The organism is Arthrobacter sp. P1_A5, assembly GCF_056406825.1.
In genome coordinates, this window is record NZ_JBFTZL010000008.1 from 1 (window position 1) to 18657 (window position 18657).

17 protein-coding genes, 1 rRNA gene and 1 pseudogene are annotated in these 18657 nt (G+C 66.8%); 5 read left to right on the plus strand and 14 right to left on the minus strand.

Annotated features, from left to right (window positions below; genetic code table 11):
- The 4 genes from AC1D1S_RS03305 to rpmB form a co-directional block, all read right to left on the minus strand.
- A 16S ribosomal RNA gene (locus AC1D1S_RS03305) occupies window positions 1-161 on the minus strand; the annotation flags it as partial.
- Between the two features lie 669 nt (window positions 162-830).
- Entirely contained in the window at window positions 831-1136 is a 306-nt protein-coding gene (gene rpsN, locus AC1D1S_RS03310) for a 30S ribosomal protein S14 (RefSeq protein WP_026266887.1), read from the minus strand.
- A gap of 4 nt (window positions 1137-1140) precedes the next feature.
- On the minus strand, window positions 1141-1308 hold the full coding sequence (gene rpmG / locus AC1D1S_RS03315; RefSeq protein ID WP_003798558.1) for a 50S ribosomal protein L33: 168 nt from the start codon (window positions 1306-1308) through the stop codon (window positions 1141-1143).
- Window positions 1308-1544, minus strand: a complete 237-nt coding sequence (gene rpmB / locus AC1D1S_RS03320) for a 50S ribosomal protein L28 (protein ID WP_011693744.1) — start codon at window positions 1542-1544, stop codon at window positions 1308-1310. The genes rpmG and rpmB overlap by 1 nt, the downstream gene beginning before the upstream one ends.
- A gap of 504 nt (window positions 1545-2048) precedes the next feature.
- Between rpmB and AC1D1S_RS03325 the strand changes: the two genes are divergently transcribed.
- From AC1D1S_RS03325 to AC1D1S_RS03335, 3 genes are read left to right on the plus strand one after another with little or no spacing between them, the layout of a single operon-like run.
- The gene (locus AC1D1S_RS03325; protein ID WP_243178006.1) at window positions 2049-3491 is read left to right on the plus strand and encodes a ferredoxin reductase family protein; all 1443 of its coding nucleotides are present in this window, start codon (window positions 2049-2051) and stop codon (window positions 3489-3491) included.
- Complete coding sequence (locus AC1D1S_RS03330) at window positions 3488-4003, plus strand: FMN-binding protein (protein ID WP_243178007.1); 516 nt, start codon at window positions 3488-3490, stop codon at window positions 4001-4003. The genes AC1D1S_RS03325 and AC1D1S_RS03330 overlap by 4 nt, the downstream gene beginning before the upstream one ends.
- A 40-nt stretch (window positions 4004-4043) precedes the next feature.
- Window positions 4044-4814: an FAD:protein FMN transferase gene (locus AC1D1S_RS03335; protein WP_476993736.1), complete on the plus strand. Its 771-nt coding sequence runs from the start codon at window positions 4044-4046 to the stop codon at window positions 4812-4814.
- Between the two features lie 9 nt (window positions 4815-4823).
- Here the strand turns inward: AC1D1S_RS03335 and AC1D1S_RS03340 are convergent, their stop codons facing one another.
- Complete coding sequence (locus AC1D1S_RS03340) at window positions 4824-5585, minus strand: SGNH/GDSL hydrolase family protein (protein WP_476851695.1); 762 nt, start codon at window positions 5583-5585, stop codon at window positions 4824-4826.
- A gap of 82 nt (window positions 5586-5667) precedes the next feature.
- Entirely contained in the window at window positions 5668-6147 is a 480-nt protein-coding gene (locus AC1D1S_RS03345) for a MarR family winged helix-turn-helix transcriptional regulator (RefSeq protein WP_243178008.1), read from the minus strand.
- Between the two features lie 102 nt (window positions 6148-6249).
- On the opposite strand from AC1D1S_RS03345, the gene AC1D1S_RS03350 reads away from it, so the two are divergent.
- A complete protein-coding gene (locus AC1D1S_RS03350; RefSeq protein ID WP_018776102.1) occupies window positions 6250-6537 on the plus strand; it encodes a YciI family protein in 288 nt (95 codons plus the stop codon).
- Between the two features lie 10 nt (window positions 6538-6547).
- Here the strand turns inward: AC1D1S_RS03350 and AC1D1S_RS03355 are convergent, their stop codons facing one another.
- The 6 genes and pseudogenes from AC1D1S_RS03355 to AC1D1S_RS03380 all read right to left on the minus strand — a co-directional run bounded on the left by AC1D1S_RS03355 (window position 6548) and on the right by AC1D1S_RS03380 (window position 13045).
- Window positions 6548-7402: an SGNH/GDSL hydrolase family protein gene (locus AC1D1S_RS03355; RefSeq protein WP_476993714.1), complete on the minus strand. Its 855-nt coding sequence runs from the start codon at window positions 7400-7402 to the stop codon at window positions 6548-6550.
- Between the two features lie 335 nt (window positions 7403-7737).
- A complete protein-coding gene (locus tag AC1D1S_RS03360) occupies window positions 7738-8745 on the minus strand; it encodes a siderophore-interacting protein (RefSeq protein ID WP_476993737.1) in 1008 nt (335 codons plus the stop codon).
- A 119-nt stretch (window positions 8746-8864) separates the two neighbouring features.
- Window positions 8865-9694 (minus strand): annotated as a pseudogene (locus tag AC1D1S_RS03365) (ABC transporter ATP-binding protein).
- 1 nt (window position 9695) lies between these two features.
- A complete protein-coding gene (locus tag AC1D1S_RS03370; protein ID WP_476993738.1) occupies window positions 9696-10718 on the minus strand; it encodes a FecCD family ABC transporter permease in 1023 nt (340 codons plus the stop codon).
- Window positions 10719-10852: 134 nt separating this feature from the next.
- Window positions 10853-11929: a FecCD family ABC transporter permease gene (locus AC1D1S_RS03375; RefSeq protein WP_243178012.1), complete on the minus strand. Its 1077-nt coding sequence runs from the start codon at window positions 11927-11929 to the stop codon at window positions 10853-10855.
- Window positions 11930-11938: 9 nt separating this feature from the next.
- Window positions 11939-13045, minus strand: a complete 1107-nt coding sequence (locus AC1D1S_RS03380) for an iron-siderophore ABC transporter substrate-binding protein (protein WP_476993715.1) — start codon at window positions 13043-13045, stop codon at window positions 11939-11941.
- A 535-nt stretch (window positions 13046-13580) separates the two neighbouring features.
- Between AC1D1S_RS03380 and AC1D1S_RS03385 the strand changes: the two genes are divergently transcribed.
- Complete coding sequence (locus tag AC1D1S_RS03385) at window positions 13581-14075, plus strand: FBP domain-containing protein (protein ID WP_476993716.1); 495 nt, start codon at window positions 13581-13583, stop codon at window positions 14073-14075.
- Between the two features lie 27 nt (window positions 14076-14102).
- Here the strand turns inward: AC1D1S_RS03385 and AC1D1S_RS03390 are convergent, their stop codons facing one another.
- A complete protein-coding gene (locus AC1D1S_RS03390; protein ID WP_476993717.1) occupies window positions 14103-17642 on the minus strand; it encodes an ATP-binding protein in 3540 nt (1179 codons plus the stop codon).
- On the minus strand, window positions 17639-18655 hold the full coding sequence (locus AC1D1S_RS03395) for a DUF4194 domain-containing protein (protein ID WP_476993718.1): 1017 nt from the start codon (window positions 18653-18655) through the stop codon (window positions 17639-17641). The genes AC1D1S_RS03390 and AC1D1S_RS03395 overlap by 4 nt, the downstream gene beginning before the upstream one ends.
- Window positions 18656-18657 lie beyond the last annotated feature (2 nt).

The following is an 18657-nucleotide window of genomic DNA, read 5'->3' on the forward strand; positions in this document are numbered from 1 at the left end:
CCAGTTTCCCAGGCTTATCCCAGAGTTAAGGGCAGGTTACTCACGTGTTACTCACCCGTTCGCCACTAATCCCCGGTGCAAGCACCGGATCATCGTTCGACTTGCATGTGTTAAGCACGCCGCCAGCGTTCATCCTGAGCCAGGATCAAACTCTCCGTTGAAGTAAAACAGACACAACATGCGCCCCCGGGAAAACGGGATGCACACGCTGCACAAAATTTGAAACCAGCCAAAAACACCAGACCACACCACGGGGTGGCGGGCCCGGCAAATTCAACCAATTCAATACAATAAATTGGTATCAACAAACTTGGCACACTATTGAGTTCTCAAACAACAGACACACCCGGCACCACCACAACCAACATTTCRGTCRMGGATCGCTCCGGAGCAACTTTTCAAACTTACCCGAGTCCGGACCGCTTTGCAAATCAGCGTTTCCRCGACCCGCAAACCATCCAACCCGCCCCACCCGAACCCGGAGCGCACAAAACGCCGACCAGATCCGGTCTTGAAATTTAGGGGATTGGCCGCCTCCGGTTCCCAGCATTTCMGCTGGTCTCCCTCGCGGCGACTTAGAAAACAATACACCCACCACGCCCCCACCGCAACTCCACCCCCCACACCCACCCCACCACCCAAAAACCCCGCCACCACAACCCAAAACCACCCAACCAGGCCCGCCGGCGTCGTAAGCCCGCAGTGTGTGGTGCGTCACCGCCGAAGGGAACAGTGGGGGCGTGAAACCGCCAAGTCCTTAAACGCGAGAAGGGCCGGCAACCAAATGGTTGCCGGCCCTTCTTCAAGCCACTGGCTTCAGGAGTACTGAATTACCAGGAAGACTTCGTGATGCCCGGGAGCTCACCGCGGTGAGCCATGTCGCGGAAGCGAACACGGGAGATGCCGAACTTCTGGAAGGTACCGCGCGGACGGCCATCGATGATGTCGCGGTTACGCAGACGTACCGGCGAGGCGTTGCGGGGCAGCTTCTGCAGGCCGAGGCGTGCAGCTTCGCGTACTTCGTCGGTTGAGTTGGGATCAACCAGGGCCTTCTTCAGTTCGAGGCGCTTTGCAGCGTAACGCTCGACGATGACTTTACGCTGTTCGTTCTTAGCGATCATTGACTTCTTAGCCATGTGTTTAGCGCTCCTCTCGGAATTCGACGTGCTGGCGGATTTTGGGGTCGTACTTCTTCAGGACCAGACGGTCCGGGTCGTTACGACGGTTCTTGCGCGTCACGTAGGTGTAGCCCGTGCCCGCGGTCGACTTCAGCTTGATGATCGGACGTACGTCCTTATCCTTTGCCATTAGAGCTTCACTCCTCGTGCCAGGATGGCGGCGACGACTACGTCAATGCCGCGTACGTCGATGGTCTTGATGCCACGTGCAGAGACCTGCAGGGTGACATTGCGGCGCAGGGACGGAACCCAGTAGCGCTTCTTCTGGATGTTCGGGTCGAACCGGCGCTTGTTGCGACGGTGCGAGTGCGAAATGCTGTGTCCAAAGCCCGGCTCGGCTCCGGTCACCTGGCAGTGTGCTGCCATGACGACTCTCCTCAAAAAATAAATGAAACGGCTAACGGAGTTCCCGTTGACCGTGCGTTGGGCGGCGTCCGCATCCGGCTCCCTCCCCCAACCGTCGTTGTCCGCGGGATTCAGGCAGACGGCACAAACCGTATGCTTCCTCACTGCGGCGAAGATTGTGGGCCACGGGCACCTGGCGCCGGCGATCTGTTGGACCGTCATTGCGAAGTGCCGGGATGCTGGCGAATACAGGAATGCGCGCAACTTGAGCCCCTAACTACCGGCCTCCAGGACTGTCGATTTTTCAGACGGGTCCTGCCAACCGGAGCAATTGCGCACGCTCCGCGCCACCTAGCGCCTACCAAGTCTACGAGTTCGGCGATTTAAAGACCAATCCGTCGCTGAATGGTGTATAGGGCAGTGGCCCATAGCCAGTGCAGGCGTGGGGGCGGTGCCGTCCCAGGTCATATGCCCGACGAAGGCTTTTCACAGCGAAATGATAGGCAGCGGGGCAATTCTGGATCCATGAACACACAACTTCTGACGAACCGTCCCGGGATTCGCCGCAGCTCCGGCGGCGCTGTGAACCCCTTCAGGGCGCAGTACCGCCGGCGGTTGCTAAGAGCGGATCTGCTGACGGTCCTTTTCTGGGCGTCGCTGGCCGGCGCGGTCGCCTTGTGGCTGGCCGACGGCGGAATGGCCGGCTTCGCGACTCCAGCCGGTTCCTTCACCGCGCTGGGGATTGTGGCCGGCCTCGCCGGCATGGACCTGGTGCTTCTCATGCTGCTGCTGGCGGCCCGAATCCCACTCATCGACCAGACAGTCGGCCACGACCGCGCCCTTGAGTTTCACCGCAAGCTGGGCAAACCGGCCCTGTACCTGCTGCTGGCGCACGGAGTCCTCATTGCTATCGGCTACGGCATGGCGGAAGGACTGGACCCCGTCAGCGAGTCGGTTGCCCTCTGGGTCCTTGTGCCTGACATGTGGCTGGCCTACATTTCCATGCTCTTGTTCATCGCCGTCGTCGTCACCTCCCTGGTAGCCGTCCGACGTCGGTTCCCTTACGAATTCTGGTACGCCGTCCACCTCCTGACGTACGCGGCCGTCCTGACCTCGCTCCCCCACCAGTTCAGTGTGGGCGCTCTCTTTGCCGAGGGAACCTGGCAGCGCTGGTACTGGCTGGCCCTCTGCATCGCGACCGGCGCCGCACTTCTCTACTTCCGGGTGGTCCAGCCTGTGGTGGCAACATTCAGGCACCAGTTGACCGTCAAGCGTGTGGTGCGGGTGGCCCCCGGAGTGGTCAGCATTGAAATGTCCGGCCTTCGACTGGACGAGCTGGCGGGCAGTGGCGGCCGGTTCTTTATCTGGCGGTTCCTGGCTCCCGGCCTGTGGTGGCATCCGCATCCGTTCAGCCTGTCCGCCGAACCCGTCCATTTCGACGCCGCCGGCCAGGGCACGCTGAGGATCACTGTCCGCAACCTGGGCAAGGGGTCATCCCAGCTGGCGTCGCTGAAGCCCGGCACCAAAGTGGCAGTGGAGGGACCGTACGGGCTGTTCAGCACGTCCGCGCGGAGCCGCAACCATGTGGTCATGGTGGGAGCCGGAATTGGCATCACGCCGGTTCGTGCCCTGCTGGAGAGCACGCCGTTCCAGCCCGGCAACGCCACTGTCATCCTCCGCGGCCACAGCGAATCCGAGCTCTACCTTGGCGAGGAGATCCTCGATCTCTGCCGGCGCCGCGGCGCCACGCTCTTCCACTTGACCGGCTCCCGCCCGGCCGGCGTCCAGACCTGGCTTCCGGAGCACGCCGCCCGTGCCGGCCACCGGCTTGCCAGTTATGACCCGAAGATCGCCGACGCCGACGTGTACGTCTGCGGCCCCTCCGTCTGGGCACACAACGTGCTTGAGGACGCCCGCGCAGCCGGCGTCCGGGAAGACCAAATCCACTACGAAAGGTTCGACTGGTGAGAACCCGCGCAGCAGTTTCAGCCGCCCTGGCGTCCGCCGGCATCCTCATCGCCGGCTGGCAGTCCGGCGTCCATGTAGCCGATACCGGCAGCTCCGTCGCAAGCGCGGCGGCCGGGACCACCGGGGCCACGGGTTCGTCCGGCTCAAGCGGAACGTCCAGCTCCAGCGGGACGTCCGACTCAACAGCTTCGTCCGGCGCGTCGGGGGCGGGCACCACAGGGGCCTCGGCCAAGGCCGTAGGGACGTACCCTGGCTCGGTCGTCCAGACCCGCTTCGGCTCCGTCCAGGTGCAGATCACCGTGCAGGCCGGGAAGATCACCGACGTCACGGCGCTCCAGCTGACCGATGCTGAACGCAAGTCCGTGCAGATCAGCAACCGGGCGGCCCCGATCCTGCGCGACGAGGTGCTCCAGGCCCAGTCCGCGGACGTGCAGACCATCAGTGGTGCCACGGTGACCTCCGAGGCGTACTTGAACTCCCTGCAGGCGGCCCTCGATGCAGCCAACCTCTGAGCTGGGCGGCTCTGCCCTGCAGGCCAGGACGTTTGGCTCGATGGGCACCGTTATCAGCCTGACCGTTCCAGCGGGGGCCGTCCCGGGAACTGCGGGCGGGGAGGGCGGGCTCGACGCCGCAAGCGCCGCCGTCGAGCGCGTCTTTGCCGGGTTGGACGAAACGTTCAGCCTGTACCGTCCCGACTCTGAGGCGAGCCGGCTGGCGCGCGGGGAGCTTTCCCTGCGGGACTCATCCGCCGCGATGCGGGACCGCTACGCGGAGGCGCTCAGCTGGCGGCTCAGGACGGAGGGCGCGTTCTCCCCGGAACGGCCCGGCGGCGTGCTGGACCTTTCGGGGCTTATCAAGGGCTACGCGATCGGGCAGGCCGGTGAGGCATTGCGGAGCCGCGGGATCACCGACTGGTGCCTGAATGCCGGCGGCGACGTACTGGTGATGGGCTCGCCCGTGCCGGGCAGCGGAACCGCGTGGGCGGCCGGCGTCGTTGACCCGATGGACCGCTCGGCGCTGCTTGCCGCCTACGAACTGGGCGGACCTGGCACCCGGTGCGCCCTTGCGACGTCGGGCTCAGCGGAGCGGGGTGACCATATCTGGGCAGCGGGAGCCGGAAGCCGGACCGCGGGCTCCTCCGGCGCCGGGTTCGCCCAGGTCTCCGTGGCCGCGGCGGACATTGTCACCGCCGATGTGCTCGCGACGGCGATCGTGGCCGGCGGGACCGCGATGCTGCACCGGGCCACGGACGGTTGGGAGATCGATGTCCTCGCCGTCCGCCGCAACGGGGAACTGCTCGCGACGCCGGGGTTCCGCGCCTAGGGTGCCGTTCTAGAGGTGGGTCAGCTGGCCGTACTTCGGCTCCAGGCCGTCGCCRGACGACTTGCCGGTGACGCGCCGGACAACCCACGGGCCGGCGAATTCGCGGACCCACCGGGCATTCGCGCGGAGGGCGTCCACCCGGCTCAGCTCAGGAACCGGCGTCATGGGCGGGACGTCAATCGAGTGCTCGTGTGCCAGCACCGTGAGGACGCGCTTGGCCATGTTCGCGTGGCCGGCGGCAGACATGTGCATCCGGTCCGTGGCCCACATGCCCCAGTCGTAGTACTCGCTGAAACGCCAGTAGTCGACCAGCAGGGCCCCGTGGTCCCCGGCGATGCCGCGAACCAGTTCGTTGTAGATGGCCGTACGGCCGCGCATGGTGCCGAAAATCTTGGAACCCCGCGCATCGAAGCCGGTGAACATCACCACGGTGGCGCCGGTGGCCGTGAGCTTGCGGATTCCGGCATCGTATTCGGCCAACAGGTCATCGATGTCGACCTTGGGCCGGAGGATATCGTTGGCGCCAGCGTAAATGCTGACCAGGGTGGGATTGAGGGCGACGGCGGCATCGACCTGTTCGGCCAGGATCTGGCGGAGTTTCCGTCCGCGGATGGCAAGATTCGCGTACCCGAAGCCGGGATCGGCGGCGCCAAGCCCCTCCGCCACCCGGTCCGCCCAGCCCCGGACGCCGTTGGGCCGGGTGGGGTCGTCGTCGCCAACGCCTTCCGTAAAAGAGTCTCCAAGGGCTACATAGCGGGACGTGAAATCCATGGATCCAGTCTGCCAGCAGTTGCCGCGAGCAACAAAGACGGGGGTGTCCGACGTCGGACTGCGGCGCCTTCGGCTGTCGCGCTTAGATGCCGCGCAGGATCCAGTGGTCGTCGTCGAGTCGGGCCACGATCTTTTCGCCGATCCGGGCCAGGTCCGCGACGTCCTCGGGGCTCAGAGCGTCGAGGAACAGTGAGCGGACCGCCTCGACATGGCCCGGGGCGAGTTTCACAATCGTCTGCATCCCGGCATCGGTCAGGTGGGCCGTGGTCACGCGGGCGTCGCCGGGGTGCGGCCTGCGCTCCAGCCAGCCGCGGTTCTGCAGCTTGGTGACCACATGCGAGAGCCGGGACAGGGAGGCGCTGGTGCGCGCGGCGAGCTCACTCATGGGCAGGAAGCGCCCTTCGGCCTCGGAAAGCATCGCCAGCACGTTGTAGTCGAACAGGGAAAGCTTGCCCGCGGCGTGGAGCTGGGTGTCCAGGGCGGCCGGCAGCATGGTGTTGATGCTGAGCTGGGCCAGCCAGGCCCGGCGTTCGTCTGCGTTGAGCCAGCGGGGTTCGGTCATGGCTACATTCTAGGAGACTGGAAGCTTGACGATTCAACTTCAGCCGGGCATTTCCGGAAAACTTCCCGCCTGTCCGTGGCCAGCTACCGGTAGGCTGGCCGCATGTACGTAGTCTCCCTGACATACAAAGTCCCCGAGGACATTGTGGAGTTCCATCTTCCGGCGCACGTTACGTGGCTGCAGGCAGCCTTCGACGACGGCGTCTTCATGGTCGCGGGGCGCAAAATCCCCCGCACCGGCGGTCTGTTGCTCTCGAACGCGGACCGGGCCAGCCTTGACGCCGCACTGGCCAAGGACCCCTTCTACGTCAACGGTGTGGCTGAATTCGAGGTCATGGAATTCCACGCCAACCGGGTGGCTCCGGGCTACGAAAACCTGCTGGACAGCTGAGTCCCGGCGGCTACCTGGCGCCGGGCTGGCCGATGGCACGCTGGTCGTGCAGCAGTTTCTTCAAGCCGCCCTTGCGGGGGACCCGCACGGGTTCGGGCCAGCGCGGCCGGAGCTGATCGCCGAGGGTTACGCCGCGGAGCTTCCGCCCGAACAACGGCAATACCCAGTCGCGGACCCAGCGGCGCTGCCGGCGTTCCCACTCCCGCAGGCCCGGTTTCACGGGCGGTTCCCAATCCCTGGGTTTGATCTTGTGCGGCACGCCGAGGTGGTCCAGGACCTGTGAGGCGAGGTATTTGTGGCCTGCCTTGGACATATGCAGCCGGTCCGAATCCCACATCCGCGGGTCATGGAAGGCGTCGAAGCACCAGTAGTCCACCAGCACCGCGCCATAGCGGCCGGCGATCTCGCGGACGCGCCGGTTATAGAAGGCGTTGCGTTTCTTCAGCGGCTCCAGCAGCGCGGAGACCTTGACGTCAAAGCCGGTGAACAGCACCAGCGTTGCCCCCGTGTCGGCGAGCGCAGCCACCAGGGACTCGTAGTCCCGCATGAGGGCCCCGATGTCCGTGCCGAAATCCAGGATGTCGTTGCCGCCCGCGTAGAGCGTGACGAGGGTCGGCTCCATGGCCACGGCGGGACCGAGCTGTTCGCCGGCGATGTGGCGCAGCCGTTTGCTGCGGATGGCCAAATTGGCGTACTCCCACCCCGGCTGCGCCTTGGCCAGCTTCTCCGCAACCCGGTCCGCCCAGCCCCGCACGCCATTGGGGAAGCGGGAATCGTAGTCCCCCACACCCTCAGTGAAGGAATCCCCCAAGGCAACAAAGACCCGCCGCCCGCCACGATCCGGAAGCAAAGGAATTGAATCCACCCCGTCACCCTACCCACCCCAAAAAGCCGGCAGGGAAAGGGGAGGTTAACCCAAGGTGAGAACGGCACCGCGGGCGGCAGCGGCCGGCTTGCGTAGGAGCGCACCGAACGTGAGCCGAGAGAGGCCGCCCGCGGCCGAACGAGGCGGCGGGAGGAAGGGCGGACCCGAGGGCCCCGAACTGAGCTTGCGAAGTTTGGGAAGGGTCCAACCGCTAAGCGACGGCAAAGCAGCGGTGGCGGGTGAAGCCCGGAAGAACTTGCGGAAGCGTCGCAGCAGGAACCGCAGGACCTGCAGGAGCGTCGGGGTGAGAACCGCAGGACCTGAGGGAGCGTCGGTTAGAGCTCGGCTTTCCCCTGCCGCCAGTACCCCATGAACGCGACCTGTTTCCGGTCAATCCCCACGTCCCGCACCAAGTACCGCCGCAACTCCTTGACGGTGCCCGCTTCGCCGGCGATCCAGGCGTAGAACGGCAGTGCCCCGGCGGGCTTATCAGGGTTCTTGCCGGCTCCGATCATCGCGGCGTCCATCCGGGCGGGGGTCTCCCAGAGGATGTCCTGGTCCACGTTCACGTCATCGGGTTCGGGCCCTGCCCCGCCGCCGGCAGCCTTGATGCCCACCCAGCCGGGTTCGGGAACGGCGGTGCGGACGGCTTCCTGCAGGAGTTCGCCGTGCGGACGTGAGCGGCCGATCAAGGCGCCGCGTGCCAGCCAGGTGATTTCGACGTCGGCGTCGGACCTCAGGTCCAGGAAGTCGCCGGGCTCGGGGACCTCCAGGAACGCATGTCCGCTGATGTACGACGGGAGGCTTTCCAGGATGGCGCTGATGGCCGGGACAGCGGTCTCGTCACCGGCAAGCAGTACGCGTTGGGCCAGGCCCGGCCGCCATTCGATGCCGGAGTAGGTCTCCGCCGTGACACAGTGCGCGGCCCGGTTGTTGGGTCCAATGAGGGTGAGGGCGTCGCCGGGCCTGGCGTTCAGGGCCCAGTTCGCGGCGGGTCCGCCGTTTCCGGCGGCGTCGAAGTGCATGACAAAGTCGACGTCGATCTCCGGATACACGGAGTCGAGGCGTTCCTGCCGCACGGTGTAGGTGCGCATGGAGCCACGGATCGCGGGATCCATGGCCAGCCATTCCTGGTACCAGCCGGACTGCTCCGTGTGGAACACCGGCAGTGGCAGCTGGGTGCCGTCCCCGGCAAGGGACGGGATCATCAGCTTCACGCGCAGGTCCAGGGTTTCGCCGTGGACGCCGAAGCCACGCAGGGAGTACCCGCCGAAGGTGACCCGGCGGAAGTTGGGGCTGAGCTCCTGCACCGCGGCGACCGTCACGTCGAACGCCAGGGTCATTGGTTGGGTGGGCGGCTGGTTGCTTTCGCCAGAGGGCGTATGGCGTACCCGCGACTGGCTGATGTCTGCTGCCGTGCCGCCCGTTGCACTGCTGGCTGTTGCACTGCTGTTAACTGCCCTCATGGGACCAACTCCAGGGTTGCTGTTTCTGATTTTGGGAAGTCGGCGTGGTGCCGGCCGAGCGGGATGATCAACGGCGTGCCGGAAATGGGGTCGGGCAGCACCCGCGAGTCCAGGCCGAAGACGTCTCGGACCAGGTCCTCGGTGACGACGTCGGCGGAGGTGCCCTCGGCCACGATCCGTCCGCCTTTCATGGCGATGATGTGGTCCGCATACCGGGCCGCCAGGTTCAGGTCGTGCAGGACGATTGCCACGGTGGTGCCGCGGCGCCGGTTCAGGTCCGTGATCAGTCCAGGACCTCTACCTGGTGGGCCAGGTCCAGGTAGGTGGTTGGCTCGTCGAGCAGCAGAATGTCGGTCTCCTGGGCAAGCGCCATCGCGATCCAGACGCGCTGACGCTGCCCGCCCGAGAGTTCGTCGACATTGCGTTCGGCGAGCTCCAGGGTTTCGGTGGCTTCCAGCGCACTCTGCACAGCGAGATCGTCACCCGTGCTCCAGCTGCGGAAGAACCCCTGGTGCGGGTAGCGTCCGCGGCCCACGAGATCCCGGACCAGAATGCCGTCGGGGGCGGTGGGGTGCTGCGGGAGCAAGCCGAGGATGCGGGCGAGTTCCTTGGCCGGGCGGGAATGGATGTCCTTGCCGTCCAGGGTCGCGGTGCCGCCGGCCGGCTTCAGCAGCCTGGACAGGCCGCGGAGGAGCGTGGATTTGCCGCAGGCGTTGGCGCCCACGATCATTGTCACCTTCCCCTCGGGAATCTCCGCCGTGAGGCCTTCCACCACCCGGCGCTGGTCGTACTGCAGCGTCAGGTCCTTGGCGTTGAGAACTGCCATATCAGGCGTCCTTTCGGTTGGCCGTGACCAGGAGCCACAGCAGGAACGGTGCTCCCAGCGCGCCGGTGACCACACCGACGGGAAGGACGGTGCCGTCCAGCAGCAGGGGGGCGATGTTGGCGGCGAAGTAGTCGGCGGCCAGGACAATCAGGGCGCCGACGAACGCGCCGGCCGGAAGACTGGCCTTGCCCGTGAAGCGGCGCGCGATGGGGCCGGCCAGGAAGGCGACGAAGGCCACGGGCCCGGCAGCTGCAGTGGCGACGGCGGCGAGGGCGACGGCAACGGCCACCACGCCCAGCCGGGTGATGCCCACCCGGATGCCGAGTCCGGCGGCGGCGTCGTCTCCGAGTTCCAGGATGCGCAGCGGGCCGGCGAGGACGGCGGCGGCGGGCACCAGGACCAGCAGCGCCAGGGCCAGCACTCCGGCACGGTCCCAGCTGGCGGAATTCAGGGATCCGTTCAGCCAGATCAGGGCCTCGGCCGCGGTGCGGATATCGGCCCGCGTCATGAGGAAGTTGACCACGGCGTTCAGTGCGGCGGCAATGCCGATGCCGGCCAGGATGAGCCGGCTTCCGGCTGCGTTGGCGTGATTGCCGCCGCCTGATCCGGGGGAACCGTTCCGCGAGATTGTGTAAATCAGGACGGCTACCGCCATGGCCCCGCACAGTGCCGCGCCGGACACCGCCGCTCCGGAGGCGCCGAAAACGACGATGGCGGTGACGGCGGCCGCGCTGGCCCCGTAGCTGATGCCGATCACGTCGGGACTGGCCAGTGGATTGCGCAGCATCGTCTGGAACAGGGTGCCCGAGAGCCCGAAGGCAATGCCGATCATGGTGCCGATGACTGCCCGCGGCAGCTTGGTTTCCATCACGATGAAGCTGGCGCCGGGGATCCGCTCGCCACCGGTGAGGCGGGCCGTGAGGATCCTGACGAAGTCCGGGACGGTGACGGTGTAGCTGCCCAGCAGGATGCTGACGGCGAAGAGCACAATGACGGCGAAGGCCAGCAGGGCCGTCCGGCCCATCAACGCACTGCCTATTAACACACTGCGCGGCGGCCCCACATTGGCGCGGACCGGGCCGGCGGGATCGGCCAGTTCGCACTCCGCGGGGGCGTTCTCCCCCAGCTCGCGCTTGACGTTGGCGAGGTCTGCCTTGCTCACAGCCCTGCCCCCTTCCCGCGGCGGACCAGCCACACAAAGACAGGCGCACCCACCAGCGCCGTCATGATGCCCGCCGGGACTTCGCCGGGCAGCAGGATGACACGGCCCACCACGTCCGACAGCAGGAGCAGCACCGGTGCCAGGACCAGCGAGAACGGCAGGATCCACCGGTAGTCCGGGCCGGTCAGGAAGCGGACGGCGTGCGGAATCACCAGGCCGACGAAACCGATCGGCCCGGTCAGCGCCGTGGCCGAGCCGCAGAGCAGCACAATGCCCAGCGCGGTGACGGCGCGGACCAGTCCGACGCGCTGACCCAGGCCGCGGGCGATGTCATCCCCGAGGGCCAGGCTGTTAAGGATCCGTCCGGTGAACAGGACAATCAGCGCCCCGGCGGCCAGGAACGGCAGCCCGGGCAGCACGACCGACCAGTCCCGGCCGGCGATCCCGCCGACCTGCCAGAAACGGAACCGGTCCAGGGTGTCCTGGCTGGAGACCAGGACGACGTTCATCAGCGAATACAGCCCCGCGCTCAGGGCCGCGCCTGCCAGTGCCAGTTTGACCGGCGTCGCGCCTTCCCTGCCAAGTGACGCGATCAGGTAGACGACGACGGCGGCTGCCGCGGAGCCGATGAACGCGAACCAGATGTAGCCGGTCAGGGACGAGACGCCGAAGACGTAGATCCCGGTGACGACGGCGAGGGCCGCGCCGGCGTTGACACCGATGATGCCCGGGTCGGCGAGCGGGTTACGGGCCACCCCCTGCATGGCCGCGCCGGCCAGTCCGAGGGCGCCGCCGGCGAGCAGGCCCAGCACGGTGCGGGGGATGCGGGCGTGGATGACGGCGTGGTTGCCGTCAGCGGGGTCGAACTGCGTCAGGGCCTGCCAGACGGTGCCGAGGGGTACCCCCCGCGCACCGACAGCCAGGGACGCCGCGCAGACCAGGACTAGTACGACGATGGCGGCCAGCAGCCAGACGGCCTGTTTGGCGGGGGCTTTCTTCCCGGGGGCGACAGGTGCGCCGGGCACACTGCCGGCGGGCGCCGTCGCCGGCGCCGTCGCCGTCCTGATTGTCATGGATGCGTGCTATTTCGCTGCAGTGGCGACTTTGTCCGCGGCGCCGGCCAGCTGGGGGAGGAACGTGTCCAGGGACCACGGCAGGCTCAGCGGCGACGAAGCGGAGATGGACAGGGTCAGCATGTTGTTCGAGTCGGCAACCAGCGCGCCGGTCTTGATGGCCGGGATCTGGCCCAGCAGCGGGTCAGCCTTGATGGAGTCGGTGGTGGCGGCATCCGGCACCCAGGTCACGAAGATGTCCGAAGTGAGTTCGTTGGCTTTTTCGGCGGACCACGGGATGAAGAATTCCTTGGAGCCCTTGGAGTTGTCCTCGACAACGGATGCCAGCTTCATGCCGATTTCGTTGAGGAAGCGGGGACGGTTGTCGTTGGCGGTGTAGACGTTGACGCCGTCGCTCTTGTCCGGTTCCAGGTTGCCGTAGATGAAGGTCTTTCCGGCGATCTGGGGGTACTTGGAGACCTTGTCCTTGATCGTGGCCTCGGTGTCGGAGACCAGCTTGGCAGCTTCGGCTTCCTTGCCAAGGGCCTTGCCGATGATGGTGGTGGAGTCCTGCCACGGCGTGCCGTAGGCCAGCTCCGGGTGCGCCACGACGGGGGCGATTTCGCTGAGCTTCTTGTAGTCCTCCTCCGTCAGGCCGGAGTAGGCGCCGAGGATGACGTCCGGGTTCAGCTTGGCGATCTCGGTGAAGTTGATGCCGTCAGCCTCGGAGAACTGGACGGGGGCCTTCGCGGAACCGAAACCGGCGCCGAGCTCTTCCAGTGCGGCGTCCTTCCACGGCGTGGAGCCCTTGTCATTACCGCCCCATTCGTTCTTGGGCACGCCCACGGGAACCACGCCGAGGGCGATCGCGACGTCGTCGTTGACCCAGGAAACGGTGACCACGCGCTTGGGCTGTTCCTTGATGGTGGTCTCGCCGAAGACGTGCTTGATGGTCACCGGGAAGGCTGTGCTGACCGGCTGGGAGGGAGCGTCCGCCGCCGTCGAGCCGGCAGGTCCGGTAGAGCAGGCGGTCAGGGTCAGCGCGACGGCGGCCAGAAGGGCTGCGGCCCGCACTGCGCTCTTGCGGCGGCGGCCTGCGGGGCGGCCGCCTGAACGGGTGAAAAGGGCGGAAGCCACGGAACTCCTTAGGTAAGTGATGCAAACCTAAGTAAGGCTAGCCTATCCTTTGTGCAATTAAGAAAGGTTTGAGTAACTTAATTGTCTCAATTGCCCTTTAAAGTGCACCGGAGCATCGATGCGCCCCGCGTTGCTCCTTTAAAGACGTTGCACCACTCAAGGCGTTTCACCACTAAATGCTCAGCCGCCGGGTGCGGAATGCGAACTGGACACGAATCCCGGGCTTTGCAAGGATGGGCTCGCCGGATATTCGAAACCGGTGATGTGTTGGGACGGGGGAAGTGAGCATGGACATCGCGACGATGACTGTGGCCACGGTTAGCGGGGTGGCCGCTGTGGCCTGCTACGCGCCCGCGCTCCTGCCAGCCCCGCCCGCGCAGGCCCTTCCCGCGGAGTCCCGAACCAGCACGGCCTAGTCCCGCGAGACGCCTTGCCCCACACCGGAGTCGCAGGCTGGCAGTCTTCTGCCCACAATCCGCCTGGCGGGCCGCGCGCCCGTCTGGCCGGAGCCATCCGATTTTCGAAAGTGTCCGTCATGCAAAAAATCACGGCGCAGCAGACCCGCTCGTCCTTCATCAACGCGAGCCGCTCAGAAGCCGCCAAACTCAATCTGCCCAAGAGCTTCGACACCCTGGATTGGGAAGCATTGGACTTCCTGGCCTGGCGGGACGCGAAGGTGCCACTCCGCGGCTATCTCGTGGTGCAGGGGCCGAAGGGTCCCACTGGCATCATGCTCCGGGCCCCTGAAGGCGGGGCCAAGAAGAACCGTTCCGTGCTCTGCGAGCTGTGCCGGGACGTGTTCTCCAAGGACGACGTCCTGCTGTGGGTGGCCAAGCGCGCCGGGCAGTCCGGCCGCAACGGCAACACGCTCGGCACCCTGATCTGCGCCGATTTCCTGTGCTGCCGCAATGTCAGGGTGGAGCCTGCGGCCAACGAGATCAACCCGGACCCGGCCGCGGTCGTCCTGCGGCAGATCGAAGGGCTGGTGGCCCGCACAGCCCAGTTCGTGGAGCGCGTCCAAGGCAACTAGCCCCGGCACAAGCAACGCGGGGTGGGGTCAGCGCAGGACGATGTCCACGGGGTTTGCCTCGGAGCGCCAAGTGCCCTCCGTGCCCGGACGTGCGGCAATCACCGGAGCCGTCAGGACGCCGGAACGGTTGGTGCGCTTGTCCCGGAGGATCTCCGTCACCGAGCCGAGGTGCCGGGAGAGGTCGATGACGTTCTCCGGCGCGGCCAGCAGGAGCTGGAAGCCGAACTCATGCAGCGCCTTGATGCCCGCGCCGGCGAATTCCTCCGAGGCGAGCACGAACGCCTCGTCCATCATGACCGTGCCGTACGTGGTGAAGCCCTGCTCGGCGATGCCCAACTGGTAGCTCAGCGCCGCCGCCATGATGAACGCCGTGAAGCGCTGCCGCTCGCCACCGGACATGGAGCCGGTGTCCGCGTGCATGTAGACCTCGGTCTTCTTCGCGCCCTTCGCCGCCCCCTTGGCACCGGCGCCCTTGGAACCGGCACCCTGGACTTCGCGGTGTTCCTTGCACTGGATGAACAGGTGGCCGCGGACGTCCAGCACTTCGGCCCGCCAACGGCGGTCCTCTGGGGTCTGCGAGCCGAGCCGCTTCACGAGCGTTTCGAGCGACTTGTAGCGGGTGGTGAGCTCGGCGTCGTCGTCCCCCTCCGCCCTGGACGCAGCGGCGGACGCAGCAGCGGACGCTGCAGTAACCGCCTTGCCGGGCCGGGTGTGCCGGACCTTGAGCGCGTTCTGGATGGCGTCCTTGAACTGCTTCGCCGTCGCCGGCAGCGTCTGCTTGATGTCGAGTTCCAGGAAGCTGCCCTCGTGGAAGTTGACCTCGGACAGGATCCCGTTCAGCGGCAGGATGCGGCTCGTGATGGCGCGGCGCTCCTCGTCGAGCAGGTGCAGCAGGGTGGAAAAGGATTCGTGCGTCCGCTGGTTGAAGAACTGCCGGAACTCGGCCTCCTGGGCGGGCAGCCCGTCGCTGACAATCGCGTGGTAGCGGGATTCGAACTCCCCCGCGGCGCCGATCGAGGTGCCGTGGTCCGCGGAAATCGCCGTGCCCCACTCCCGGACGAAGCCCTCGAAAATGCGGGTGAGGCGCTCCGAGGTGGCCTGACCGCGGGACTCGGCGACGTGCAGTTCGGCCAGGAGCCTGGTGCGGACCTGGTTGGCGAGGTTGTCGAGTTCGTGCATCTCCAGGACGTCACCGAAGCCGGTGAAGTACGGTTCCAGCGCGGCGACGCCGGCGTCCGACGGCGGTGCCTGCGCCAGCCGGGTGCGTGCGGCATCGAGCAGCGCACCAGCGGCGGTCATGCGCGCATCGAGGGCCTTGTACTCGCTTTGCAGCACGGCCGCGGATTCGGTGCTGGACTGGTGCTTGTGCCGCGCGGCTTCGATGCTGGCGCGGAGCGGTTCGAGGTCGGCCTGTGCGGCGAGGGCGTCCTTGAGGCGCTGCTCGATCCGGGCGAGCTCCTCGCCGGCCACGGCGGCCGAGACCTGTTCCCAGGGCCGGTGGTCCTCGGCCACCCGGCGCAAGGCTTCAAGCTGCCGGGTCATGCCCTGGTGCGACTCTTCCCGGCTTTGCGCCAGCTCGGCGGCCTTGGCCAGCTCCTGCTGCAGGTCCTCAACCTGGGCCGCCACGAGTTCGAGCTTGGCGGCATTGTCGAACCCGAGGACGTAGTCCTGGCGGGACGTGAAGCGGTCATCCTTTTCCACCGTGTGGCGGTTGCGCTTGACCACACCGCCCAGGCTCAGGCCCTTGTCCAGGCCGGCGAGCTCGTCCGGGTTTTCCACACACGGGTAGGCGAAGTCGAGGGCAATCCGTTCGCGGAGCCAGGCGCTGGACTGCGCAAGCGCCTGGGCGTGTGGCCCGGCGGGCAGCCCGGCATCGGTGAGGAAACTGAGCTTGGTCAGCAGGTCGCGATCGGCCACGTCCTCGACGGCCAGCGCACCGCCGGCCAGGGGCCGGGAGACGTCCACGGCACGCAGCGCTCCGCGCACGGAATGGTCGTTGAGGTAACGGGTGACTGCCGCGAAGTGCTCGCCCGGGACCAGCAGCGTGGTGGCCAGGCTCCGCAGCGCGCGCTCGGCAGCCGGGCGCCACTGTTCCTGGCCCTCGGCAAGGTCGATCAGCTCGCCGCCGAAGGGCATCTGCTCCTCGGGCACGCCCGTGGCAGCGGCAATGGCGCTCCGGTTTTCAATGCTCGACGGCGGCAGCAACGATTTGCGCGTCTTCAGCGAGACGAGCTCCTGCTGGGCCGCGGCGAGTTCGCGCTTCCGGGTGGCGTGGCCATCAAAGGCCTCGAAGCGCAGTTCCTTGAGCGCTTCGGAATCGTCCTGGAGCTCAGCCGAGCGTGCCGCGGCGTGCTCGTGGGCCTGATCCCAGCCGGCGGCCGACCACTGCAGTTCCAGCCCGGCGTCGGTCAGCGCCTTGCGGGTCGATGCCTCGACTTCCTGCCGGAGCTTGAGCCCCACCCGGGCGTTCTCCAGAGACTGCTCGATCGCGGATATCGCGTTGCCGCCCTGGTTGTTGTACTCGCCCTCCAGCTGGCGCAGTTCCTTGGCGAAGCCGTCACGGACAGCGCGTTCGGCGGCCAGGTCCGTGGCCTTCGCCTGGGCCAGCTCCTTCAGCCGCGCCAGGGTCTTCTCGTGCACTGTGACCGCGAGCTGCTGCTTGTAGGCCTCGAATTCCTCACCTGTTAGGTCCCGCAGCCGGTTCGCGTCCAGCAGCGCCTGCGCGTATTCCTTGTTCAGCCCGGGGACGGGGGCGAGCTGGTCGCGCTGCTGCCGGACGTCCTCGAGGCGCTGCCGGATGGACATGAGGTTGCTGAATTCCTCGACGACGTCGTCCGCCGCGGCCAGCGTGGCAGGGGCATCGAGGACCTGGTCGCGGAAGAAGGTGTTGACGCTGCCGCCGAGTCCCTTGCCGGCCTGGATGACGCGAAGCAGCGGAAGGGCCTGATCCGAATTGATGCCGAGGAGGCGGCGGAATCGTTCGGCGAAGGCCTTGTGGACGTCGAAGATCTGGGCGTCCGGGAAGATCGCGTCCAGCGCCGACTTGGTGAACCGCTTCTCCGCGATGCCCTCGATCGCCGCGAGGTCCAGCGGCTTGTTATCGATCACGTAGTACCGGCCGACGCTGGATTCCGTGCCGTTCTTGGGCAGGTCGAAAAGCGCCGAAACCGTCACCCGCGTGCCGGCGGCGTTGTCGAACGTCAGCGCGACGGCGGACCAGGTCGCGCCGGGGCGCTGGAACGCACTCGCCGAGCCCTCCCCCACGGCCTTGTCGCCTACCTTGCCGCGCATGTACGTGAACGTGGTGCGCTTGTCCTCGACGGCRCCGCCTGCCCGCTGTGCCGCAGCTTCGTTGGAGCGGGGACGGGCGTCGAAGACCCGAAGCATGGCATCGAACAGCGTGGACTTTCCGACGCCCGAATTGCCGGTCAGCAGTGTGCCGTTGCGGTCCACGTGCATCGTGTGGGCGCCATGGAATGTGCCCCAGTTGACCACCTGGACCAGGGCCAGGCGCATCTGGCCGGGGTTGGTAAGCTCGCCCATCGGGAGCATGGTTGCGATGCTCACTTGGTCTCCTCGGCTTCTTCAGTGTGGCTGGGTGACGACGACGGCGATGCCGCCCCCGCCCCTGCGCCGCGCAGCTGATCTTCGATCAGCTCAGCGCGCGGCTCCGACAGGCCCGATGCCACTCCCGGGGCGGCATCGCCGTCGTCGTTGGTCGGGTCACTTTCGGTGGCGGCGTCGTCGTCGTCGTCCGGGTCTTCCTCCGCGTTTGCCGAGGTGTCTGTGTCGAGCTCCAGGAGCGGCTCCGTTCCCGACTGGTCTGTGCTGGCTGCCACCAGGGCTTCGATTTGGGCCGGGATGTCGCCGATGTTTTCGAACGGCAGGGCCAGCGGGAGGGCGTTGGAGATGGTGTAGACCTCGTCCAGGCCCGTGGCGAGCAGGAGCTGACGGGCCAGGAGCTTGGTGATAGCGCGATTGACGACGTCGGCATCGCGCAGGGCGTCCTGCTGGCCGGTGGGCTGGTAGTGGGCGACGAGTTCGGCGATTTCCTCGCGCGTGATCGTCGGGTCCGTCTGTGCGGTGACGTGCCGGTCCAGGAGCAGGCGCAGGCGGAGCAGGACGATGGTCTCGACCCGGCTCAGGGCACGCTGCTGGCGCAGGATACTGGACCGCGTACTGCCGCCGATCGCCTCGGGGTCAACCGGGCGCAGGACGGCGACCTTGCGCTCGTGGTCCAGTTGCAGCGTCAGGAAGAGTTCGGAGAGGCGGCTGCGCAGGATCAGCTGGTTGTCCAGGAGCGTGGTCCACAGTTTTTCGTCGCGGCCGCCGTCGATGTAGGGGCCTTTGAGCAGCTTCACGAGCGCCTGCCGCACCTTCATGGGCAGCACGCCGGTGTCGCCCGGGAAGAGCGCGGCGCCGTCGACGAAGGTGTCCCGGGGGGTGACGGTGAAGGGGTCGCTCCGGACGTGGGCGCCATCGCTGTCCGCGGGCGCAGACTCGGACGCGGACAGCAGGTCCGCCGCCGCGGTCTCGGTCAGGGTCTCGGTCAGGGTCTCGGTCACAGTCTCTTCAGTCATGG